Below are 20,344 nucleotides of genomic sequence, written 5' to 3' on the forward strand. Positions count from 1 at the left end.
GACAGCATCGCCGCGGTCCGGAGGGCAACACCTTGACCTTCGGTTGTTTCGGTTTTCGCGGCAGATGAGCATGCGTCTCGTCGGGGGGAAGCGGGACAGCGAGCAGGCCATCCCGCCTCGTCTTGAGATTTCGTCTACACCGTAGATAGAATCTACGACGTAGACGAGGCGTACGGTGGTCGCGAACTGACAGGGGCGGCGAGCATGACTTCGGAATATGTGACAGTTCCCGGGGCTCGGCTCTACACAGAGCGGGCAGGCTCCGGCGCTCCGCTGCTGCTCATTTCGGGCGGCGGGGGCGATGCAGGAATGTACGAGGAGGTCGTCCCGCTTCTCGCGCGCCGGTACACGGTGTTCACCTACGACCGGCGGGGCAATTCGCGCAGCCGGTTCACCGACCCGCAGGCACCGATCGGAGTCGCTGCGCAGGCGAGCGACGCCGTCGCGGTCCTGGACCATTACGGGGTGAAGAAGGCGTACGTCTTCGGCGGCAGCGGCGGCGCGATCATCGCACTCGAGGTGCTGGCCAACCACACCGACCGGCTATCCGGTGTGGTGGCGCACGAACCACCGCTAGTCTCGCTCCTCCCGGACGACAGCGCGGAGCGGCGGGCGCTCGCCGAGATCGCCCGGATCGCCCGAGAGAAGAGCCCTTTGCGGGCGTACGCGGCCTTCGGTGCCATGACCATGGACGACCCGCCCTGGCTGTTCCGCTCGACTGTGGGACAGGCCCTGGTCGCAGCCGCCTCCCGGGCCGCTCTACCGGTCGGCGCGGCCGTGCGCCGGGTCACCGGCCGCGAGCCCAGCTCGATGACGCGCCAGTTGGGCAATGCCGACCTGCTGCTGCGGCGGGAACTGCCGCTCATCGGCCTCGACTACCACCCGGACCTGCCCGCGCTGCGCGAGGTCGCCGTGCCCTGGCGGCTGGCCACCGGCCGGGACAGCGTCGGCAAGCCGTACTACCGGCCGGCGCACATGCTCGCCGAGCGGCTCGGCGTGCCGTGCGAGGAGTTTCCGGGTGGACACACCGTCTACCTCGAACAGCCAGACAGGTTCAGCGAAACCCTCGAGAGGATCCTCGAAGGATTCCCCAGGTGAGCACACCCGCCGTGCCGCCGCCCCCGACGCGTCCGACACTCAACCGCGAGTACCTGGCCACAGCCGCGCTCGCGCTGATCGACGCCGAAGGGCTGCGCAAGTTCTCCATGCGTCGCCTCGGTGCGGTCCTTGGCGTTGACCCGATGGCCGCTTACCGCCACTTCGCGGATCAGGAGGCGTTGTTCGACGGCATCGCCGAGGTGCTGTTCGTCGAGATGGACACCGACTCACTGCCATGGCAGGCGCCGTGGCCGGAACTGGCCGCGCAGTACTGCCGCCGCCTGCGCGACGTGCTACTACAGCACCCGAACGCCGTTCCGGTGTTCGCCACCCGACCCGTGCGATCATCTGCGTCCATCGATATGGGTATCCGCGCGGTGGCAAAGCTGCAGAACGCCGGCCTGCCGCCCGCCACCGCCTTGCGGATCCTCCGATGCCTGCGGGAATTCACCATCGGGCACGCGCTCAGCGTGTCCATCCTTCAAGCGGGCGCACAGTCACGAAGCAGGAAACCTGACAAAGGCAGCTCGCAATACAACCTGTTGGCTCAGGCGGCCGACGAGACCACACCGGACGACCATTTCGAACCAGGCCTGCAAGCTATGCTCTGCGGCTTTCAACATTCCTGACCTCACCACCTGGACCGAAGTACAACCGTGACCGATCAACGCCCTGGGCTCAGGAGATCGTCCACCCGCTCCCGGCAACGGCGTCGCCTATCTCGGTGACACCCCAGGCACATACTTCGAGAACCCGGACGCGGCGCGCGGCACCGATGACGCCGCTGCGGTGATGGCGCGCCCTCGTGACACGGGCCATCGAGCCGTCGCACAATCCGTGGCATGAGTGCCGACGAAGTGCAGCCGCCGGTAATCCTGCGGGTACAGCAGCCCACCGACCCAGTCGGCGCGGTCACCGAGGAGGACGCGGCACGGCGAGCGGCGGCCTACCCGATGACACGCATCGGCGCCCCCCTGTTCGGCCACGCAGTGCAGGTAGATGACGGGCGGTGGCAGGTGTACGCCGTCGTGTCGGATACGCCACAGGCCGCCCGGGACGAGCTTGCGCACCACCTCATGGAGCAGCTCGACGAAACCACTGACCCCCCGCGGGCTGCGGAGTTGACCACCGCGCTCGACGTCCTGGACCGGGAGAAGGTAGACGAGGTGGTGATCAACGGCCGCGTGCACCGCGTCGTGCGGGTGGACACGTTCGCGCGGTTCGGCCCGGACGGGCCCGAACCGCCCCGACCCACCGACCGCGACCCCCGCAACGCCGAGGACCACGACAGCTTCCTCACCCCAGAGATCGTCATCGACCCAGACGCGGCGACCGGGCCGAGTGAGGCGATGCTGCGGGCAGAGCTGACGACCGCGCACTACCCCCGGGCCCAGGTGCCCGCCACCGTATATGCCGAGAGCGTCGCCGCCATCGCCTCTCACCCAGTCGGCGTCATCCTGCCGACCCGCTACGCCGCAGCCGAATCTGTAGCAGGGTCGTGGCGGCCCTACAGTCGCGCGGTCGCCACACCGCAGCTGGCCCGCGACGAGATCACCTTCGGCCTGCGCCACATCGAACCGCGTCTGCTGAGGCTGACCGACGACCAGACAGCCGCCTACCAGCAGACCGCCGACGACCTCGATACCAATCCCGTCGACGACGTCACCGCGCTGGGACGCCATTTCCGGGTCACCCGCATCGAGACGCTGCTGCGCATGAGCGCCAGCGGCCCGGAGATGCCCCGACCATCGGACCCCGATCCAGACCAGCCTCCGGGCGCGGGCCGCCAGCGCTAAGACCAGCAACGGCAACACTTCAGGCCCTGGACATCGTTCAACCGGCCGCCGAGAGCCGCTTCGCCCCCCTCGACGTCGACCGGTCTGGCACCACCAACTCCCGGACAATGAGCTGCGGCTGCTGACACGACCAGCGGTGCGACTGACGACACGGCGCCGAACTGGTGTAGGCATGATCCGAGAGCGCATGGCTGGGGAGGTGGCATGCCGATGGAACCCGAGATCGTCGGGTTGCCCGGTCAGGTCTGGGGCCTGGCGGCCGCGGACCGAGACGGGCCGATCTATCTGACCAGTTATGCGGGCCGCAGCCCGAGCACCCGCAACCTGTACACCACCGTCCTCACCGCGGTCGATTTGAGCGGAGCCACGCTCTGGCAACGCACATTCGCAGGCCATCCGTTCCCACCCCGCGTCGACGCGGGTGGGACCGTGTGGGTAACCCACCACGACGGTGCCAGCCCACCCGTGTTCACACTCACCAGCGTCGGCGCCGAGGGCTCGGTGCTGCATGAAGTCACCCCGCAGCAGGAGCCGGGCGAGCACCTGGGAGCTGCCGTTCGGATGCCGGACGGCTTCTGCGTCCTGTGGCTACCGACCGCGCCACGCCAGCGGCTTCCCCAAGGCCGCACTGCGCGCCTGGCTCGCCTCAGCGACACCGGCAGCACCATGTGGTCCACGCCCCTGCCCCTCGAGACGGTCTCCTTCTCCGGCGTCGTCGAAGCCGGCGTAGCGACCGGATGGCACGTCCAGCCCAAGAAAGAGTGGAGACCATCAACCCTGGAGGCGGATCACTGGCAACCGCTGCTCGTGGCCGGCGATCGCATTCTCGCTGGGATCAGTGACGGAGGCAGCGGCATCGGGAGGTGCACCATCCTCGACACCGAGACCGGAAACATCATCTCCACCACAGAGCCCGGCCCCTACCACCACAAGGCCATCGCCGGCCACGGCCGTTTCCTCGTCGGCGCCCAGGGCTACGGGGCGTTCTCCAGCACCCTCTACGGCCCTGACGGCCAGCCAATCCACACGTGGCCCAGCCACGGCCAGATGCTCATCGACCAGCACGGCACGATCCGTGGCCCGGAATCGGAGAACAGGCTGCCGTCCCGGTCGCAGTTCCGGGTTCTCAACCCCGACGGATCAATGGACGACGGCCCGCCTCTGTCCGGCTACTACACCAGCTATCCCGCGCTCGACGCCAACGGCGCCGCAGTGTTCTGGCGCGACGGCAAGCTCCTGGCCGTCGACGCGAACCTGGACCAGCACGAACTGTTCCGGCGCACCGATGACGACCGAACCGTCATGAGCAGAACCCTCCTCCTCCAGGACGCAACCGTCGCTTTCGCACTCGGCAACGAGCTGCTCATCTTCGGCGACACCGGCCTGGCACCGCTCGCCGCCGGCCCATGGCCCTGCGCCGACGGCAACATCCACGGAAACCCCGTCATCCCAACGCTGGCACCTCCCACCATCTGAACACCCACTCGACGAACCGCTCCCGACACCTACTCGTTCGGGCCCGCTGGAGATGTCAGCCTGCCTGTTCCCGGTCGTCGATAAGGCCGCCATGTCGACCTGCGGGTGTTCCTGGTAAATGCGGTAATCAAAGATGTTGGCCATGAGCCACGAGCACCACACCTTTCACAACCCGCCATCGGCAACGCCCGACGATGTGCGGAAGGCTCTCGACCGCAACGACATCGCCGGGGCCACGGATGCCATGGTCGGATCGGCGTTGTACGGCGACGGCGACTGGAGAGCCTCGCAGGAGCTCTACCTAACCCTGCTCGATCACCCCGACCACCAGGTGCAGGCGCTCGCGGCCACCTGCCTCGGGCACCTCGCGAGGGTCTACGGTCAACTCGACCAAGATCGTGTAGTGCCCGCACTCCGCGACGTACGCGCCAGACCACACGTCCGGGGAACCGCCGGTAACGCCCTGGAGGACATAGAGACCTTCTTGCATCCTCGGCGTGCGCGCTGGCGTGGGCGCCTCTGACGACTTGTACGACCGGGAACCTGGTTCTGACGCAGTCCGGCGCAGCAGTCTTCAGCAGTCGCGAGCCGGGTGCAGGCAGGACGTGCACGCTCAGTGGTTTGCCGCCGATCGGTCGGCCGCGCGTCGATCTCAATCCGCAGTGAATGGCAGTCGAGGCCGTGCGGGGAATCGAACCCCGGTGCGCGGTTTTGCAGACCGCTCCCTGACCACTCGGGCACACGACCAGGATGCCCACGGAAGGATTCGAACCTCCGCCAACCCGGCTCCGGAAGCCGGTGCTCTATCCGCTGAGCTACGTGGGCATGCGTGGGAATCGAGAGATTCGAACTGCGCCCGTGTGGGCGCAGGGACCGGCTGCGCGATGACGGCCGGGCCGGTTTCACGGCTGCGGCGAACGGAGGCCCAGAACAGGCATGTGGCCAAGGATCCGCGTGCATGTGGTGCACCCAAGTCCCAGAAGGCCAAGCTGTGTCGATCCTGCACGTACGAGAGCAAGCCGATCGTGAGCGTGCCCGACCTGGCGCGACTGGCCTGGATCGCCGGGCTCATCGAGGGTGAGAGCGCCTTCGTTCGAAGGCGGTCCGGAGGAGGGGTTGTTCGCGTTCAGATGACCGACCTTGACGTGATCGAGACGCTGACCGAGCACCTTCCGTTCGCTCCGCGGGTCTGGTCGTACTCGCCCACGGTGGCTCACCACAAGCCGTCATGGATCCCCAGTGTCCAGCGGCGGCGCACCAGCGCAATTGGCCGCCTAATCTCTGTGCGCGCCCCTGGACTTGAACCAGGCGTGCCGTAAGGCGCCCGTTTTACAGACGGGGGAGCGACCAGCCGCTCACGACGCGCTTGGGGTGACTGAGCGGAATCGAACCGCCATCACCGGGACCACAACCCGGCGCTCTACCGTTGAGCTACAGCCACAACTGCGGCCCGGAGGCCAGTGCCCGTACCTGGACTCGAACCAGGGCGACCCGGTGTGTGGGACCGGTGCTCTGCCGCTGAGCTACACGGGCGTGGCTCCCCCGCCTGGACTCGAACCAAGATCAGCCGGTTAACAGCCGGCCGCTCTACCTTTGAGCTACAGGGGAATGGCAGCGCGGACGGGACTCGAACCCGCAACGTGTCCCGGGTGAAAGCCGGGCGACTCTTCCATTCGTCCACCGCGCCAGGTGGGTTGCGTGCCGCGAGCTGGAATCGAACCAGCGACCTACGCCTTGTCGAGGCGCTGCTCTCCCGCTGAGCTACCGCGGCGGGAGCGGGGGCGGGATTCGAACCCGCGTTACTCCGGCTTATGAGGCCGGCGAGGACAACCGAACTCCTCCACCCCGCAGTGCCGCCCGAGGGAATCGAACCCCCGCAGTCCGGAGTAAAAGTCCGGAGCCCGGCCATCAGGCGCGAGCGGCTTGTGTACGTGCCCCGGGCAGGATTCGAACCTGCGAGTGGCGTCCGACCGCGACGTGGAACGTGTGCCGCATCAACGAGCTGCGCGAACTGCTTCTGGAACTGCGGCCGTGGCTGAAATCGCGCCGCCGCGTGGCCGTTGACCGAGCACTGATCTGCCTCGCAGGCAAGCGCGGAAGGTAAAGGAGTCGAACCCTCGCCGTTTCCGGCGGCCCGGCTTTCGAGGCCGGTTGCCCACCACTGGGCGCTACCCTCCATGAGTCGGGTACGGGCGATTCGAACGCCCGGCCTCTCGGTCCCGAACCGAGCGCTCTACCAAGCTGAGCTAGTACCCGTTAGCGGCGCGGGGCTTACGCGCCGTGCTGACACCTACTACTCTCCGGTGCGTGCCGCCGACATCGCCGTCCCTGTGGACCTGGGCCGGGTGGGGCGCGCTCGAAGCCCTCGGAACGCTCGCTGCCGCGCTCGTTGCTCTCTCCGTCTACCTCAGCGAAGTTCGGCGACGCCGCCGGGCCGAGCGGAGCACCGTCCGAGTCTGAGCCTCAAAGGAAGCTGGCGAGACGGTGATCTACATCGCCAACGACTCCGCCGTGCCGATCGTGGACATCACCTTTCACGCCTTCTACCAGGAAGCTTTCTGGTCGAGCAGGATCTCTGGCGGAATGAGATGGTCCGCGATCGGCTGGCTCGCCAGAGGACCGGCCATAGTGCACCCTTCTCAAACGTTGGTGCTGAAGCTGAAGCACCTGAGGATGCACGGGGTGGAGGAGCCAATCAAAGGGCTACCCGAACTTACGCTCCTACACATGCGCTACGAGGCGCGGGCGGAGGCGCGGAGGGTGGCAAGCTTTCGTCGCGTCAAAAAGGCCCCGACGAAACTCCGCATGATCGGTGTTGGTGGGCTAGAGCGATGCGATGGGCAGTACCTGAAGTCGGGATAGCCGGATTCGAACCGACGGCCCCCTGACCCCCAGTCAGGCGCGCTATCAAACTGCGCCATATCCCGTAAGTGCCCCCGAGACGATTCGAACGTCCGGCCTCCTGATCCGTAATCAGGCGCTCTATCCGCTGAGCTACGGGGGCGAGCCTTACTGCGTGCCGACGCCCGGATTTGAACCGGGGGCCCCCGACTTATCAGGTCGGTGCTCTCACCAGGCTGAACTACGACGGCTTGGCGAAGGGTGAGAGATTCGAACTCCCGGCGGTGTGACCCGCTCCGCGCTAGCAACGCGGCGCCATCGACCAGACTCGGCCAACCCTTCATGCGCGCCAACGACGGGGATCGAACCCGCGGCCCCCCGATCGACAGTCGGGTGCTCTCACCACTGAGCTACGTCGGCATGGTGGACCCGACAGGACTCGAACCTGCCACCTCCGCTGTGCGAAAGCGGCGCTCTACCAGATGAGCTACGAGCCCATGCGTACCCGGGGCGGGAGTCGAACCCGCAGAATCTCCGCAGTCTGAGTGCGGCGGCTTTGCCAGTTTGCCCACCCGGGCAGGTGGTGTTGCGTGCCGACGCCCGGTGTCGAACCGGGGCCACAATTGGTAGGATCAGGTGTGGCACATTCCAATCCCGAGGACCGAAAGCGATACGCGCAGGCCCACTACGCTGCCAACAAGTCAGCCTACAAGGCCCGCGCTGTTGCGTTCAATAAGAAGAACCGCGAGAAGTTAGCGGCTCTCGTCAGGCAGGCCAAAAGCAAGCCATGCGCCGACTGCAATGTGCAGTACCCCCCTTATGTGATGCAGTTCGATCACGTGCGCGGCGAAAAGAGCTTCAATATCGGCGAGTTCGCCGGTCGCAACATCTCCATCGCTCGGATGCTGGCTGAGATGGACTTGTGCGAGGTGGTGTGCGCGAACTGCCACGCCGAGCGCACTCACCGGCGCGGACGACCTCCCCAGCAGGAGTTGCCGCAGAGGAGTCCGATCAACGAAGCCCTCACGCTGTTCTGAGAGTGCCGACGGCGGGAGTCGAGCCCGCGGCCTTCCGGTTATGAGCCGGATGCTCTGACCACCTGAGCTACGTCGGCGAGAGAGCCACCGCCCGGACTTGAACCGGGTGCCTACGTCTTACGAGGACGTCGCTCTGCCAGGTGAGCTACGGCGGCAAGGTGTGGAGCCGGCGACCGGGATCGAACCGGCGCGCGTCGCCTTACAAGGGCGCTGCTCTGGCCTCTGAGCTACGCCGGCATGGTGCCCTCGACAGGATTCGAACCTGCCCTTTACGGCCCCTCAGACCGTCGCCTCTACCGCTGGGCTACGAGGGCATCGAGCTGGGAGCAGAGGATTCGAACCTCTACGCGCTGGGTCAGAGCCAGCGATGCTGCCGGTTACATCAGCTCCCATCGCGGCCGGCGGGGTGATGGCCCGCCGGCCGGGTCAGCGCTGCGCCAGCGACCCCCACGCGGGCACGAGCGGGCTGATGCGAAGCACCATGCCGGCCTCGGCCGGGGTCCGGTCGCCCTTGGCCTGGTTGCAGGGCGCGCACGCGCTGACGGTGTTCCGCCAGGTGTTCTGCCCACCCCGCGAGCGGGGCAGGATGTGGTCGACCGTGGCGGCCGGACCGGAGCAGTAGCCGCACTGCCGGTTGTCGCGGGCCAGGACACCACCCTTGGACCAGGCGGGGCCCTTCGTATACCGCCACCGGGTGACGACGTACCGCACCAGGCGGACGACCTTCGGCATGGGGAACACGCCGAGGGTCCGGTCGGGTTCGGCTTCGTGGATCTCGGCGACCCGCCGGCACAGCATCCGGATCGCGTGGGCGACCGTGACCCGGTGAAGGGGCCCAAGGTCGGCGTTGATGACGAGTACGGCGTCCACCAGGTCCCTCCTTCGGGTCGTGGGTGGTTGGACGGATTGACAGATGATCTGTCGATTGAGAGCGGCTGGCCGGATTCGAACCGGCGATCTTCTCCTTGGCAAGGAGACGCGCTACCAACTGCGCTACAACCGCGTGGAGCCACCGGCGCGAATTGAACGCGCGGCCTTCCCCGTACCAGGGGGACGCTCTCCCAATCTGAGCTACGGCGGCATGGGTGCCTCTCCCACAATGGGCGGGAACGTACCTGTCGCCCCGGAGGCGATTGATCCCGCTGTGCCGGGTCAGCCGGCCGTACGGTTTCACCGTGGTCACAACGAGGCGTTGCGTGCCCTGCGGCGGACTCGAACCGCCACCAACACCGGGTTTGAGCCGGCGACCTTCCACGCTGACTCGGGGAGCTGCCCCGCGTCGGCCGTCAGCCAGGCTGCGCACCCCGACCTCCGGATTCGCGGCGTCCGCCGCCCCACTCCCTGCCCCGTCGAGCGGTACCGGGGACTCGAACCCCGCCAACCTGCTTGGAAGGCAGGCGCTCTACCAGATGAGCTAGTACCGCGAGATCGTGCGTAGGCCGTGTCGGGCTCGAACCGACGATCTCCTGGCTGAGAACCAGGTGAGCTTTGCCATCAGCTCCAACGGCCCATCTAGCCGGCGGGGGCCGGGAGCCTCGCCCCGGGAGGTCCCCCGCCAACGTGCCCACCCCCCGACGTGAACGGAGTCCTCGGGAGCTTCACGCCCGTGCGCTGCCAGTCACGCCAGGTGGGCAAGTTCTTGCGGGTGTGCCCACGTAGTCGCAGCACACCCTGTGCGTGGAGTCGGAGGGGTTCGAACCCCCGGCCTTCGGTCTGCCAGACCGATGCTCTACCGGCTGAGCTACAACCCCATGGTCCGGGACCGGGGTGTCGAACCCCGTGTCTCTCGCTCCCAAAGCGAGCGGGTCAGCCGTCTCCCTCGTCCCGGATGTAATGCCCCCGGCCGGCCCGTGCAGGCGCCGGCCGGGGTCTTGCTTATGCCATTCACTGTGGAATTAAGAATCAACAACGCCACCGACCGAAGCCGGGACGGAAGCAGGGGCGACAGGACTCGAACCTGCGACCTTCGGTTTTGGAGACCGGTGCTCTACCAGTTGAGCTACGCCCCTATGAAGTTGTTCCGGTAACGAAAAAGCCGCCCTGTCCCGGTCGGGGTGGGCGGCTTCGCGCTTGCGCTGACGCTATTCGCGCCGCCACCCCGGCTTCCAGTTCTGCTCACTCGCGCACAGATCGTGAGCCCGCCCGATCGGGAGCAGCACGACACCGCCGCGCGGCATGAGCCGCGTGGTTTCGGTGTAGGCGTACTGCGACACGGGGAACTCCTCTGGTGGATCGGTTTGACCTTGCTCATTCAAGGTAGGCGCGCTGCCCGTGGTTGGCAACGGATATTCCGAAGCCACATTCACGTACCCCACAGCCGGCAGTGATCAGTCGCTCGGGTTAGCGTCCGATGAGGACGACGTGTACGCGACCGGCAACGCCGGCTGACACCGATCGCAGCGGCGGTAGGTCAGGACGCAGGCAGGGGTGGGTGCCACTGGCCGCCGATCGGTGCCGTTGAACCTTGGTCAGCCCTTGACGGAGGGCCGAGGCGCTAACGGATGGTGAAGGTCAGCGGGTTTGAGATGCCGAGGCCGCCGTGGGAATCGTGGACCCGCACGGTGAAGGTGGACGACGTGCCGGCCGCCAGGGCCGTCTGGAACTGGTAGCGCTGTCCGCTGTTGGTCGGCGTCACGGCCAGCCGGGTTGCGCCGAGGTAGAGCTCCACCCGGCTGACGAGGTCCCCGGGATCGGTGTCGGCGACGTCGGCGACCAGCGTGACGGTCGTCGGCTCGAGGAAGTAGGTCTGCCCGCCGGGGGTGCTCATCGCCACCGCCGGCGGGTGGTTGGTGCCGGTGGACGGCGGCGTCACGACCGTGACCAGCATCGGCGGCGCAGCGCCAGACAGCGACTGGTCGGTGCCGGCCGAGACGTACAGCACGAAGGTGGTGCTGGTGCCGGGCTCCCCGATCGGTGGTGTCCACAGCGCCTCGTACCGGTCACCGGTCGTCCTCACCCCCTGGGCCACCGTGACGCCGTCCACCCGGAACGACACCGAGGTGATGCCGTGTCCGCCTCCCACGGTCGCGGTCGCCGCCAGCGGGACGGTTCCCGGTGTGGTGTACACCGCGCCGGCGGTCGGGCTGAGCCAGGTGACGATCGCTGGGTAGTCAGCGACCGGCGGTGGGGTCGTCCGGGTCGGCGTCATGCTGGGCAGGACGCCGCCGGTGCACGTGACGCCGTTGAGCGTGAACGACTCCGGTATGGGGTTGCTGCCCGACCAGGCGCCAACGAAACCGATGTTCGCGGAGCCATTGGTGCCCAGGGTCGCGTTCCAGCTCAGATTGGTCGCGCTGACCTGCTGGCCCGCCTGGGCCCAGGTGGCGCTCCAGGTTTGCGTGAGCCGCTGGTCGACTGCAGGGAACGCGAACCGCAGCGTCCACCCATTGACTGGGTCACCCAAGTTGGTGACCGCGATGTCGGCGTGGAAGCCACCGGTCCACTGGCTGGTGACGACGTAGTTCACCCGACACCCGGCCGCCGCGTTCGCCGCACTGGCGTGTGAGATCGCGGCCATCGTCGCGACCATGGCAACGGCGATGGTGGCCACAGCAGTCAGCGACTTCCGCATGGCACACCTCGCCGCAGATAGTTGAACGTCTATGAATATGTCGACTGTCCTGCTGCTCCACCTTCCTGTCAAGGCACGCACGGCAGTCCTGCCGCCGGCAGGACAGGTCGTAGTCCGGGTCCGGTGGGATCCACTTGTGCGAGCCGTCGCTGTGGTGGAACTTCCCGTCGCCGGGCCGCAGGCTGCTCACCGCAGCCAGCCGAGGAAGCGTCTGTGCAGCGCACCCGCCGGCACCCAGCTCAGGTCCTGGGAGGCCCGCACCAGCTGGGCACCGAGGTAGATTGCCAGGGAGATCGGAGCGCCGTCGAACTCGGCGCGCAGCTCGCGCTGCCGTGTGCGGCAGGGCCAGGGCGCAGCGCAGCCGCCGCAACTCCAGATCGGCAGCACCGGGCCGTGCGTGGTCATGCGCGACCTATGAGCAGCGCCGCCGCCAGGGACCGCGACCGCCGACTGGTCCCCGAGGCCATCTGCCAGCATGGGTACGTGGTCACGGTCGCTGCCCTGCAACGGCGGCGGCCAGGACGTCGACGCTGACCAACACCTCGAAGCACCATGGGACGGCGCAGTCGGCCGTGGACCAGCTGCAGTCCGGGCCGTGGCCGTACACCCACGCGAACCGCGGGTCGTGGGACTCGTGGACCTTGACGATGACGATGGTGTGGTGCGTCTGGCCCTCGATGCCGGGGCTGGGTTGCCACTGGCTGGGCCGCACCGACACCCGCGCGCCGGGCTCGGGCATCTGCCGGCCGCTCACCGGACCGTCCCGTCGGGGCGGCTGGCGCGGCGGTGCGCCTGCGTCACGGTCCGGGCGCTGGCCAGGAGTTGCCGCTTGGCCGCTTCCTGCTCGACGGCCTGGATGCGCTGGCCGGTGCCGGGCGGAACGGGCGGCGCGGCGGGCGTGAGCAGCCGCCGCAGCCTCTGGACGATGTGCACGGTGTCGCCTCCCCAGGTCAGGGGCGCGACGATCTTCGCGACGACGCTGCAGTTGATCCGCGCCCGACTTAGTAACCAGGGACGCTATGTACGACCACGCAACGCGATGGGGACAGACCGTCCCCCTGGCACGGTTACCCCTCGACGCCGATGGCGAGTGCCAGCTCGCGCGCGTCCTCTCCGACAGTCCCGGGACGCGAGGACAGCTCGAATGCGGCGCTCCGCGAATACGGGTTGTGCCGGACCGTGTCGACGCTTTCGCGTAGCGCGCGGCCGAGCAGGTGCACAGCGGCTACTTCCTCGCGGCGCAGCAGGTGCGCGCGGGCCGCGTCGATCAGGTGACCAGCGCGGCGGGTACGCGAGGGAAGCGCGCTGTAGTTCGTCGAGTCGGCTCGCCGAACAGCCTCCCCCACGTGGCACAGGTCCGTCTCCAACGTCACCGCGTACGCAGCGCAGGCGGCCGGACCAAACATGAGCCACGGGTGGGCGTAGCCGGCTCCAAGGCGGCCAGCGGCGGCATCAGCGGCGTCCCACGCGCGCCACGCCTGCCCGGCGCGGCCGGCCTTCGCGTGACCGAGCGCGCGCCCCAGTTGAAGCTGGGCCCAGCGCGCGTACGGCTCTGCTCCCGCTTCCCTGTCAACGAACCGCTCGGCATCGACGAGCACCAGCTCGGCCGCGTCGACTTGGTTCGCCGACCGGTAGACGTGCGCGTAGTACCACGCCGCCGCAGCGATCGCGTTCGGGTCGTCGGCGTCCTGCGCGGCGCCCATGGCGCGGTCAGCGGCCAGCCACACCAGTTCTGGGTAAGGCTGGTGAGCGACGTACAACTGCGCCAGGTGGTAGACGCGTGCCAGCTCGGCCAGCGCCGCCCGCCGGTCGGTGCCTTCGAGTCGTCTGACCGAGCGGCGGGCGTCGTCGAGCAGGCCGGGCAACACCACGGCCACGGCGGTCCGTTCGGTGCTGGACTGGTGCCACAGCGTCCACGCCTGGTTGACCAGACCGCGCAGGACGCCTACGGGCGTCGGCTCCCCGGCAGGCACCGTGGTGCGCTGCATGGCGGCGGCGACGTTGTCGACCCCCGGGTGCCCGGCCCGGGTCACCGACGCGACCGGCAGGGACTGGTCGCCGGTCAGCTCGGCCAGGTCCGAGACGTCGAGGACCTCGGCCAGGCGCAGCAGCATGGGCAGGCGCGGCGTGAGCAGCCGCCCGGACTCCAACGCCTTGACCCAGTCGGCGCTTCGACCGACCAGGCCACCGAGGACAACGCGCGTTTTGCCCGCTCGTTCGCGGTGGGCGCGTAGGCGGGCACCGAATGACGTTGGCTCGGTCATGGCCGCTCCCAGGTAGAGGACTGGGCGGCGGCACCGCCGGCCTCTACACCAGCGGGGCCGCCATGTCCGACCGTACCGCAGCAGTGGCAGCCTGAGGTTGCCTGCGGTATTCAGGGCACCGGGGTACCCCCCACTGTGGGTGGCCGCTTAACTGCGGCCTCGGGCGGCTCTCCGCGCTCGGCAGCCGGCCGCTGCCCTCGTCCTGGCCGGTTGCTGTCAGCCTTGCTGTCGGCGCTATCGATGCGCAGGGCTTGGGAGCCCCGACATCGCCGGGGCTCCCCGGACTCGGCCCGGCTCGAACGGGCTGCCACCCTCTCCAACTTGCGGGCGTGGTCATCCGGAGCCACCACGCCTTGAGCGAGGACAGCCGGATTCAACCAGGTGACCAGGCGACGTGCTCGGACAGCAACGCTTAACTGGGCGGACGCTTCGTTTTCCCTCCAACGGCGGCCCGCAATTAGTCGTGACCGACTCATGGGTGACTCATGATCTCTGCTACGGGACAGCGAAAAGCCGGCTGGACTGTGTCCAACCGGCTTCTGACCTGCAGAAACTGAGAGTGGGCGATGCTGGTATCGAACCAGCGACCTCTTCGGTGTGAACGAAGCGCTCTCCCACTGAGCTAATCGCCCTCAGCGCCGTTGACTCTACCCGATCGTGGAACCAGACCAAAAATCCGGGGTCAGCGCGCCGCGAGGTACTGCCTCGCCTCGGCCACCACGTCGATGCCGAGGCTGAGCTTGAGGGAGAGCCAGACCACCGCCGCGACGAAGACCAGGCCGACGGCGCCGAGGACGAAGCGCAGCGGCAGTGACTGCCGTCTCACCCAGCGTGTCCAGCCGTGAACGTGTCGGCGGGTGAAGCCGAGCAGTCGGCGGGCCCAGTGGAATTCGACGGCCCAGATGCCGAGGCCGGCGATGACCAGCAGCCAACCGGGGCCGGGCAGCGGGATGAGGGCAATGCCGATGGTGACCACCAGTGCGCCGGCGATCGCGATGAAGATCTTGAGGGCGATCCGGCCGGTGGGGTTGGCCCGGATCAGGTCGAGCGTGGTGGAGATCCGCTGTCGCCAGTGCGGGCGGCGCGGCGGCTCGCCGACGACGAGGACGCCACCGGGGCGGCCCGGCTCGGGCGTCGACCGTCCGGGTCGCTCGGGCTGCTCCATCGGCACGTCGTACCCCCGCTTTTCGGCTGCTCGGACCGCGACGTTCGGCGGGCCCGGCGCGGTCACCGGATCCACTGAGGATCGGTTCGTGACCATTTCACCCCCCAGTGTCGCTCGGGCCCGTCACTGCAACGGCCGACTGGACGTTACCGGAGTAAGTCGACGACTGAGCCACCCGACGCCGGGCGGCATCACGCACTGGGCAGAACCGGAAATCCTACATGAATGTTCACATTCACGAGGCGCTTCCGTCCCCCTTCCCACCACTGGGTGAAGTCAGCGTATGGCGGAGCGTAGCCAGGAGTAGCACCTGAGTATGGGAAAAGCGGGACACGCGCGTTCCGCAGCGGTGCCGGGGGGAGAACGTCCATGAGTGTCATCCGACCGACGACCGTAGAGGTCGAGACGTCGCTAAGGCTCGTCGCGCCTGACGCCACCGCCTTGCCGGTGCGTGCCAGTCTGCGTTACGACCCTGCTGACCCGTATGCGGTCCATGTCCTGTTCCACGCCGAATCGGCCGGTGGGGAGGCGGTGAGCTGGTCGTTCGCTCGCGAACTGCTGGTCACCGGCCTGGACGAGCCGGCCGGCATCGGGGATGTGCGGGTCTGGCCCTGGGCCACACCGCGCGGCGACTTCGTCGCGCTGGCCCTCTCGTCACCGGATGGCAACGCCCTCTTCGAGGTGCCGCGCAGCGTCCTGGTGCGATTCCTTCGACGCACGTACGTGGTCGTCCCGCGCGGTCGTGAGGCCGAGCACCTGGACGTCGACACTGCGGTGAACCGGCTGCTCGCCGGCCGCTGACGCACGAGCAACACCGGGGCCGCGCGGATCTGCCGAGTCCGCGCGGCCCCGGCACACCCACCCCCAGGGGGTACGACCACAGCCGGACCCGGGTTGGCCCGTGCTCAGCCGTGCGTGGTGATGCCGCCGTCGACGGGGATGACCGCGCCGGTCAGGTACGCGCCGGCCCGCGACGACAGGTAGATGGCGGTGCCGGCCATGTCCTCGGGGCGGCCGATGCGGCCCAGCGGCACCTGCTGCTCGATGGCGGAGCGGCTGGCCGGGTCGTCGAGGGCGAACGCCATCATCTTGCTCTCGAACGGGCCGGGCGCGATCGCGTTGACGGTGATCTGCTCGCCGGCGAGCTGGTGGGCGAGGCTGCGGGTGAGCATGTGCACGGCGGCCTTGGTGGCCGAGTAGGCGTACACCTCCATGAACGGCACCCGGATGCCGTCGATGGACCCGATGTTGATCACGCGGGCCGGGTCGTCGGCGCTGGCGGCGGCGCGCAGCGCCGGCAGCAGCGCGGTGGTGAGCCGGAAGACGGCCTTGACGTTGACCGCCCAGAGCTTGTCGAACGCGGCCTCCGGGTAGCTCTCCAGCGGCGCGCCCCAGGTGGCGCCGGCGTTGTTGACCAGCACGTCGAGGCGGTCGACGCGCTCGCGGACGGCGGCGGCGAGGGCCTGCGCGCCGTCGTCGGCGCTCAGGTCGGCGGGAATGGCCTCGCACCGACCCTCGGCGGAGAGTTCTTTGGCGACCTGCTCGCAGACGTCCGCCTTGCGGGACGAGATGATCACGCGGGCGCCGGCGCGGACGAAGCCCTGGGCGATCATCAGCCCGATTCCCCGGGACCCGCCGGTGACCAGGACCGTCTTGTCTTCGACCGAGAACAGCTCCGTCATAGGAATCCCATCGCGAGTCGGCGTCTTGCGTCGTCCGGCGAGCGGCCGGTGGGGCGCCGGGCGGACCGGGACCGGACGGCGCTACCGCCGGGTAACGTAGCCCGGCCGTGGGGACCACGACAAGCCACGACGTCGCCGCGTACCCCGGTCGGGATGCGGTGACCTGCGGTTCGGGCTACCGTCGCAGGCGATGGTCTCCACCGATCCCTCCCCCGCGCCATCGATCGGAACGGCATCACCCGTACCCGACGAGATCTCCACGTTCGCGCTGGCCGACCTGGCCGGTGACCCCGGCTGGCGGCGGCCGGTGTTCGTCGAACAGGAGCTGCTGATCCTCACCACCCGCGGCCACGGCGACGCCGAGCTGGATTTCCACCTCCTGCCGTGCCGACCCGGCACGCTGCTGCGGGTCCACGCCGGTCAGGTGCTGCGCTGCGCCGGCCCCCAGTTCGACGCGTCGGTGGTCGGCTGGACCGCCGACGCCCTGCACGGCCTGGCCGTCGACGAGGACGCGGCGCCGACCTGGCGGCAGTTGGCCGGCGAGGACGAGGACGCGGTGATCAACGAGGTGAGCCAGTTGGCGGTGGACTGCCAGCGGCACGGCGACGGCCCGGCCGGCCGCGCGCTGCTGCGGCACCAGCTCGCCGTGCTGCTGCTGCGGTTGGCGCTGCCCGACGCGGACCCGGCCGGGCAGCGTAACGAGGCCGAGACGTTCCAGCGGTTCGCCCGGGAGGTGGAGCACGGCTACCAGGTGTCCCGGCGGGTCGAGGACTACGCCGCCGCGCTCGGCTGCTCGGTGCGTACCCTGACCCGGGCCTGCCTGGCCGTCACCGGCCGCAGCGCCAAGCAGGTCATCGACGAGCGGGTGGCGTTGCAGGCCGCCCGGCTGCTCGCGGCGAGCGACGAACCGATCGCGCAGATCGGCCGGGGGCTCGGCTTCTCCGAGCCGACCAACTTCGGCCGGTTCTTCACCCGGGAGATCGGGGTCAGCCCCGGGGCGTTCCGGGCCGCCCGCGACCAGCCGGCCGGCGGCCGGGTCGTCCGACCCCGACCACCGGTCGAGCCGACCGGCGCCAACGGCGGGCGGTTCCGCTCCGGCGCACCCGGCGCGCCCGGTAACTCGGGCCGGCCCGGTGGCCCGGGTATCCCGAGCGGGCGGGCATGATGACGGGGTGCAGATCTCCGCGCGCGGCGACTACGCGGTACGTGCGGCGCTGAGCCTCGCGACCGCGTACCCCTCGCTGCTGTCCACCCAGGCCATCGCGGCGGAGCAGGACATGCCGCGCAAGTTCCTGGAGGCGGTCCTGGCGGATCTGCGCCGGGCCGGGATCGTCCGCGCCCAACGCGGCGCGGAGGGCGGTTACACCCTGGCCCGTCCGCCTCGCGAGGTGACCGTCGGCGCGGTGTTGCGCGCGGTGGAGGGCCCGCTCGCGGGCGTACGCGGCCTGCGCCCGGAGGAGACCCGCTACGAGGGCTCGGCGGAGAACCTGCCCGGCCTGTGGGTGGCGGTGCGCGCCGCGGTGCGGCGGGTGGTCGACGAGGTGAGCCTCGCCGAGATCGTGAGTGGTCGACTGCCCGCGCACGTCCGCAAGCTCACCGCGCTGCCCGACGCGTGGGAGCCACGCTGACGCCTCACAGGGCGCGCACCACCTCGTCGGTGTCGAGTCGGGGCAGCCGGTCGCCCCAGGCGTCCGGACCGGGGTGGCCGACGTTCACCAGCAGCAGCGCCTCGTGCCGGCCGTCGGGAAAGAACTCCCGGGTCACCCCGGCCGCGTCGAACCCGGCCATCGGGCCGGCGGCGAGCCCCGCCGCGCGTATCCCCAGCAGCAGGTAGCCGATCTGGAGGGTGGCGCTGAAGCGAGCCTGCTCCGCGCGGGCCGTCCGATCACCCAGCCACTCCCGGGCCTGCGGTCGGTGCGGGTACAGCTCGGGCAGCCGCTCGTGGAAGTCGACGTCGGCGGCGAGCACCGCCGCCAGCGGCGCGCTGGACGTCTTCGCCCGGTTGCTCGACGACACGTACGGCAGCAGCCGGGCTCGGGCCTGCGGCGAGCGCAGCAGCAGCACCCGCAGCGGCTGGCCGTTGTACGCGGTCGGCCCGTACCGGATCAGATCGTGGATCGCGGCCACCTGGGCGTCGGTGACCGGCTCGTCGGTGAACCTGTTGGCGGTGCGGGCTGCCCGGAACAAGAGGTCCTGGGCAGCCCGATCCAACACGAGCGGGTCGGCCGTGACGGGCCTGCTCACCCGCCGGCCGGCGTGGTGTAGCCGCCCCGGTGGTGCACCAGCGGCGGACCGTCGTCGCCGTCGCCCAGGGCGAGCGGTTCGGCGATGACCAGGGTGTGGTCGCCGACCGGGATGCGGTGCACCACCCGGCAGAACAGTCGGGCCAGCACCCCGGTCAGCAGTGGCACACCGAACGGCCCGGCCGTCCAGTCCGGATAGGCGGCGAACCGGTCGATGCCGCTGGTGGCGAAGACGGCGGCCGCCTCCAGTTGCCCGGCGGCGAGCAGGTGGACCGCGACGTGTTCGGCACGGGCCAGCACCGGCCAGCTCGACGACTCGGTGCCGAGGCAGAACGAGACGAGCGGCGGTTCCAGTGAGACCGAGGTGAACGAGGTGGCGGTGAAACCGGCCCGGATCGGTTGGCCGATCCCGCCCAGGCAGGCCGGGTCGGTGGACCGGGCCACGGCGGTGACCACGGTGACGCTGGTGGCCTGCCGGCGCAGCAGCGCGCGGAACAGGTCCCGGTCCACCGGTCGCAGGTCGGTCGCGTCCGTCGTCGGACGCTCCACGGTGGTCACGTCGGCACCGGGGCCGGCGCGGCGTGGGCGATGAGGGGAAGCTCAGTCCGCGGCAACATGAAACCCATGCTGCCGACGGCGCGAACGCCCGGTCAACGGTCTTCCACAAGATGAGACTTGCATCGCTGACGATGTTACGGAGCGCCTTTAGCAGCGTTTACCGCAGCGCAACACCCATCTGGTGGATAGGAATTCCCGTGTCATGGCGGCGCACGGTCCACCCGGGACGACGAGGGGGTTTCGGAATTCGCCCGTCCGGGAATATTCGATCCCAACACGGCAGGGAACGGTTGACGAGGGGAGTGCTCCGATGGGCCTCATGTTTCGCAAGCGCAAGAAGATCGGTCCGCTGATCCTGAACTTCACCGAGAACGGTTTCTCCTCGTGGAGCATCAAGATCGGGCGTTGGTCCTGGAACTCGAAGGCCCGGGCACACCGCGTCGACCTGCCGGGACCACTGTCCTGGAAGCAGGACAAGGCCCGGTCGTAACGACCCGGGAGTCGAGCGGGGCGCCGGTGCCGAGTACCGCATCGGCCGCGAGGCCAGCGGCGAGTACGGCGAACCCTGGGCGCCCGCCGAGGCCGACGACATCACCCTCGGCAGCACCCTGCT

At 69.1% G+C, this 20,344-nt stretch carries 22 protein-coding genes and 30 tRNA genes; 11 read left to right on the forward strand and 41 right to left on the reverse strand.

The features are described from left to right. Positions 1–204: 204 nt before the first annotated feature. From AB0J36_RS30905 to AB0J36_RS30925, 5 genes are all read left to right on the forward strand, one after another. Positions 205–1,098, forward strand: coding sequence for an alpha/beta hydrolase (locus tag AB0J36_RS30905; protein WP_357123173.1), 894 nt, complete (start codon positions 205–207; stop codon positions 1,096–1,098). After that, entirely contained in the window at positions 1,095–1,727 is a 633-nt protein-coding gene (locus AB0J36_RS30910) for a TetR/AcrR family transcriptional regulator C-terminal domain-containing protein (RefSeq protein WP_363661463.1), read from the forward strand. Before AB0J36_RS30905 ends, AB0J36_RS30910 begins: the two co-directional genes overlap by 4 nt. Before the next feature lie 213 nt (positions 1,728–1,940). Continuing rightward, complete coding sequence (locus AB0J36_RS30915; protein WP_357123167.1) at positions 1,941–2,894, forward strand: DUF5954 family protein; 954 nt, start codon at positions 1,941–1,943, stop codon at positions 2,892–2,894. Positions 2,895–3,104: 210 nt separating this feature from the next. Then, the gene (locus tag AB0J36_RS30920) at positions 3,105–4,370 is read left to right on the forward strand and encodes a hypothetical protein (protein WP_357171386.1); all 1,266 of its coding nucleotides are present in this window, start codon (positions 3,105–3,107) and stop codon (positions 4,368–4,370) included. Positions 4,371–4,512: 142 nt separating this feature from the next. Further along, a complete protein-coding gene (locus AB0J36_RS30925) occupies positions 4,513–4,893 on the forward strand; it encodes a hypothetical protein (protein ID WP_363661464.1) in 381 nt (126 codons plus the stop codon). Positions 4,894–5,046: 153 nt separating this feature from the next. Here the strand turns inward: AB0J36_RS30925 and AB0J36_RS30930 are convergent. The 10 genes from AB0J36_RS30930 to AB0J36_RS30975 form a co-directional block, all read right to left on the reverse strand. Further along, positions 5,047–5,117, reverse strand: a tRNA-Cys gene (locus tag AB0J36_RS30930). Between the two features lie 4 nt (positions 5,118–5,121). Next, a tRNA-Arg gene (locus AB0J36_RS30935) sits at positions 5,122–5,195 on the reverse strand. Positions 5,196–5,737: 542 nt separating this feature from the next. After that, positions 5,738–5,811, reverse strand: a tRNA-His gene (locus AB0J36_RS30940). A 20-nt stretch (positions 5,812–5,831) separates the two neighbouring features. Beyond that, a tRNA-Val gene (locus AB0J36_RS30945) sits at positions 5,832–5,903 on the reverse strand. 1 nt (position 5,904) lies between these two features. Further along, a tRNA-Asn gene (locus AB0J36_RS30950) sits at positions 5,905–5,978 on the reverse strand. Position 5,979: 1 nt separating this feature from the next. Beyond that, positions 5,980–6,057: transfer RNA gene (locus tag AB0J36_RS30955), tRNA-Glu, on the reverse strand. Positions 6,058–6,069: 12 nt separating this feature from the next. Further along, positions 6,070–6,141 (reverse strand) — tRNA-Val (locus AB0J36_RS30960). Positions 6,142–6,143: 2 nt separating this feature from the next. Further along, positions 6,144–6,220, reverse strand: a tRNA-Met gene (locus AB0J36_RS30965). 1 nt (position 6,221) lies between these two features. Then, positions 6,222–6,293 (reverse strand) — tRNA-Lys (locus AB0J36_RS30970). Positions 6,294–6,552: 259 nt separating this feature from the next. Then, positions 6,553–6,626: transfer RNA gene (locus AB0J36_RS30975), tRNA-Pro, on the reverse strand. 228 nt (positions 6,627–6,854) lie between these two features. Between AB0J36_RS30975 and AB0J36_RS30980 the strand changes: the two genes are divergently transcribed. After that, the gene (locus AB0J36_RS30980; protein WP_357171382.1) at positions 6,855–7,232 is read left to right on the forward strand and encodes a hypothetical protein; all 378 of its coding nucleotides are present in this window, start codon (positions 6,855–6,857) and stop codon (positions 7,230–7,232) included. On the opposite strand, the gene AB0J36_RS30985 is transcribed toward AB0J36_RS30980, so the two are convergent. From AB0J36_RS30985 to AB0J36_RS31015, 7 genes are all read right to left on the reverse strand, one after another. After that, positions 7,224–7,297 (reverse strand) — tRNA-Pro (locus AB0J36_RS30985). The two genes, AB0J36_RS30980 and AB0J36_RS30985, sit on opposite strands and share 9 nt — an antisense overlap. Before the next feature lie 4 nt (positions 7,298–7,301). Continuing rightward, a tRNA-Arg gene (locus tag AB0J36_RS30990) sits at positions 7,302–7,374 on the reverse strand. Positions 7,375–7,387: 13 nt separating this feature from the next. Further along, positions 7,388–7,462, reverse strand: a tRNA-Ile gene (locus AB0J36_RS30995). A gap of 1 nt (position 7,463) precedes the next feature. Beyond that, positions 7,464–7,553: transfer RNA gene (locus tag AB0J36_RS31000), tRNA-Ser, on the reverse strand. Positions 7,554–7,558: 5 nt separating this feature from the next. Continuing rightward, positions 7,559–7,631: transfer RNA gene (locus AB0J36_RS31005), tRNA-Asp, on the reverse strand. A gap of 1 nt (position 7,632) precedes the next feature. Then, a tRNA-Ala gene (locus AB0J36_RS31010) sits at positions 7,633–7,708 on the reverse strand. Positions 7,709–7,713: 5 nt separating this feature from the next. Beyond that, positions 7,714–7,789: transfer RNA gene (locus tag AB0J36_RS31015), tRNA-Leu, on the reverse strand. A gap of 60 nt (positions 7,790–7,849) precedes the next feature. Between AB0J36_RS31015 and AB0J36_RS31020 the strand changes: the two genes are divergently transcribed. Continuing rightward, positions 7,850–8,248, forward strand: a complete 399-nt coding sequence (locus tag AB0J36_RS31020; RefSeq protein WP_357394089.1) for a hypothetical protein — start codon at positions 7,850–7,852, stop codon at positions 8,246–8,248. A gap of 3 nt (positions 8,249–8,251) precedes the next feature. Here AB0J36_RS31020 and AB0J36_RS31025 read toward each other — a convergent pair. The 21 genes from AB0J36_RS31025 to AB0J36_RS31125 all read right to left on the reverse strand — a co-directional run bounded on the left by AB0J36_RS31025 (position 8,252) and on the right by AB0J36_RS31125 (position 15,344). Continuing rightward, a tRNA-Ile gene (locus AB0J36_RS31025) sits at positions 8,252–8,325 on the reverse strand. A gap of 5 nt (positions 8,326–8,330) precedes the next feature. Continuing rightward, positions 8,331–8,403: transfer RNA gene (locus AB0J36_RS31030), tRNA-Thr, on the reverse strand. A 6-nt stretch (positions 8,404–8,409) separates the two neighbouring features. Further along, positions 8,410–8,485, reverse strand: a tRNA-Thr gene (locus AB0J36_RS31035). A 1-nt stretch (position 8,486) separates the two neighbouring features. Further along, a tRNA-Leu gene (locus tag AB0J36_RS31040) sits at positions 8,487–8,562 on the reverse strand. 6 nt (positions 8,563–8,568) lie between these two features. Beyond that, a tRNA-Gln gene (locus AB0J36_RS31045) sits at positions 8,569–8,640 on the reverse strand. Positions 8,641–8,674: 34 nt separating this feature from the next. Then, positions 8,675–9,118 carry an HNH endonuclease gene (locus AB0J36_RS31050; protein WP_357123151.1) on the reverse strand — a complete coding sequence of 148 codons (444 nt, stop codon included), beginning with the start codon at positions 9,116–9,118 and terminating at the stop codon, positions 8,675–8,677. 60 nt (positions 9,119–9,178) lie between these two features. Beyond that, positions 9,179–9,251 (reverse strand) — tRNA-Gly (locus AB0J36_RS31055). A 1-nt stretch (position 9,252) separates the two neighbouring features. Continuing rightward, positions 9,253–9,329, reverse strand: a tRNA-Thr gene (locus AB0J36_RS31060). Between the two features lie 271 nt (positions 9,330–9,600). Next, a tRNA-Gly gene (locus tag AB0J36_RS31065) sits at positions 9,601–9,672 on the reverse strand. Positions 9,673–9,683: 11 nt separating this feature from the next. Next, positions 9,684–9,758, reverse strand: a tRNA-Glu gene (locus AB0J36_RS31070). A 168-nt stretch (positions 9,759–9,926) separates the two neighbouring features. Continuing rightward, positions 9,927–9,999, reverse strand: a tRNA-Ala gene (locus AB0J36_RS31075). A gap of 1 nt (position 10,000) precedes the next feature. After that, positions 10,001–10,076 (reverse strand) — tRNA-Pro (locus AB0J36_RS31080). Between the two features lie 108 nt (positions 10,077–10,184). Beyond that, a tRNA-Trp gene (locus AB0J36_RS31085) sits at positions 10,185–10,257 on the reverse strand. A 72-nt stretch (positions 10,258–10,329) separates the two neighbouring features. Continuing rightward, the gene (locus AB0J36_RS31090) at positions 10,330–10,461 is read right to left on the reverse strand and encodes a hypothetical protein (protein WP_357123148.1); all 132 of its coding nucleotides are present in this window, start codon (positions 10,459–10,461) and stop codon (positions 10,330–10,332) included. Between the two features lie 281 nt (positions 10,462–10,742). Next, a complete protein-coding gene (locus AB0J36_RS31095) occupies positions 10,743–11,819 on the reverse strand; it encodes a cellulose binding domain-containing protein (RefSeq protein WP_357171378.1) in 1,077 nt (358 codons plus the stop codon). A gap of 186 nt (positions 11,820–12,005) precedes the next feature. Further along, entirely contained in the window at positions 12,006–12,224 is a 219-nt protein-coding gene (locus AB0J36_RS31100) for a hypothetical protein (RefSeq protein WP_357171376.1), read from the reverse strand. Positions 12,225–12,306: 82 nt separating this feature from the next. Next, positions 12,307–12,573 carry a hypothetical protein gene (locus AB0J36_RS31105; protein WP_357171374.1) on the reverse strand — a complete coding sequence of 89 codons (267 nt, stop codon included), beginning with the start codon at positions 12,571–12,573 and terminating at the stop codon, positions 12,307–12,309. Then, positions 12,570–12,752 carry a hypothetical protein gene (locus tag AB0J36_RS31110; RefSeq protein WP_357171372.1) on the reverse strand — a complete coding sequence of 61 codons (183 nt, stop codon included), beginning with the start codon at positions 12,750–12,752 and terminating at the stop codon, positions 12,570–12,572. Before AB0J36_RS31110 ends, AB0J36_RS31105 begins: the two co-directional genes overlap by 4 nt. 134 nt (positions 12,753–12,886) lie before the next feature. Further along, positions 12,887–14,083: a helix-turn-helix transcriptional regulator gene (locus AB0J36_RS31115; protein WP_357171370.1), complete on the reverse strand. Its 1,197-nt coding sequence runs from the start codon at positions 14,081–14,083 to the stop codon at positions 12,887–12,889. A 560-nt stretch (positions 14,084–14,643) separates the two neighbouring features. Beyond that, positions 14,644–14,715 (reverse strand) — tRNA-Val (locus AB0J36_RS31120). 50 nt (positions 14,716–14,765) lie between these two features. Beyond that, on the reverse strand, positions 14,766–15,344 hold the full coding sequence (locus AB0J36_RS31125; protein ID WP_357123129.1) for a TIGR02611 family protein: 579 nt from the start codon (positions 15,342–15,344) through the stop codon (positions 14,766–14,768). Positions 15,345–15,617: 273 nt separating this feature from the next. On the opposite strand from AB0J36_RS31125, the gene AB0J36_RS31130 reads away from it, so the two are divergent. Beyond that, positions 15,618–16,049: an SsgA family sporulation/cell division regulator gene (locus AB0J36_RS31130; RefSeq protein ID WP_007457244.1), complete on the forward strand. Its 432-nt coding sequence runs from the start codon at positions 15,618–15,620 to the stop codon at positions 16,047–16,049. 104 nt (positions 16,050–16,153) lie between these two features. On the opposite strand, the gene AB0J36_RS31135 is transcribed toward AB0J36_RS31130, so the two are convergent. Beyond that, positions 16,154–16,930, reverse strand: a complete 777-nt coding sequence (locus tag AB0J36_RS31135) for a glucose 1-dehydrogenase (RefSeq protein ID WP_357171368.1) — start codon at positions 16,928–16,930, stop codon at positions 16,154–16,156. A 190-nt stretch (positions 16,931–17,120) separates the two neighbouring features. Between AB0J36_RS31135 and AB0J36_RS31140 the strand changes: the two genes are divergently transcribed. After that, the gene (locus AB0J36_RS31140; protein ID WP_357171366.1) at positions 17,121–18,095 is read left to right on the forward strand and encodes a helix-turn-helix domain-containing protein; all 975 of its coding nucleotides are present in this window, start codon (positions 17,121–17,123) and stop codon (positions 18,093–18,095) included. 7 nt (positions 18,096–18,102) lie between these two features. Continuing rightward, entirely contained in the window at positions 18,103–18,558 is a 456-nt protein-coding gene (locus tag AB0J36_RS31145; RefSeq protein ID WP_030333674.1) for an Rrf2 family transcriptional regulator, read from the forward strand. A 4-nt stretch (positions 18,559–18,562) separates the two neighbouring features. Here AB0J36_RS31145 and AB0J36_RS31150 read toward each other — a convergent pair whose 3' ends face one another. Together AB0J36_RS31150 and AB0J36_RS31155 are read right to left on the reverse strand one after the other, a co-directional pair. Beyond that, positions 18,563–19,174 (reverse strand): malonic semialdehyde reductase, encoded by a 612-nt coding sequence (locus AB0J36_RS31150; RefSeq protein WP_357171364.1) that lies wholly within the window; start codon positions 19,172–19,174, stop codon positions 18,563–18,565. Then, positions 19,171–19,731 carry a flavin reductase family protein gene (locus AB0J36_RS31155; RefSeq protein WP_357171362.1) on the reverse strand — a complete coding sequence of 187 codons (561 nt, stop codon included), beginning with the start codon at positions 19,729–19,731 and terminating at the stop codon, positions 19,171–19,173. Before AB0J36_RS31155 ends, AB0J36_RS31150 begins: the two co-directional genes overlap by 4 nt. Positions 19,732–20,041: 310 nt before the next feature. Between AB0J36_RS31155 and AB0J36_RS31160 the strand changes: the two genes are divergently transcribed. Then, positions 20,042–20,221: a DUF4236 domain-containing protein gene (locus AB0J36_RS31160; protein ID WP_355051826.1), complete on the forward strand. Its 180-nt coding sequence runs from the start codon at positions 20,042–20,044 to the stop codon at positions 20,219–20,221. Positions 20,222–20,344: the final 123 nt, after the last annotated feature.

Source organism: Micromonospora sp. NPDC049662 (genome assembly GCF_040675055.1).
In the GTDB taxonomy this organism is placed as follows: Bacteria; Actinomycetota; Actinomycetes; order Mycobacteriales; family Micromonosporaceae; genus Micromonospora.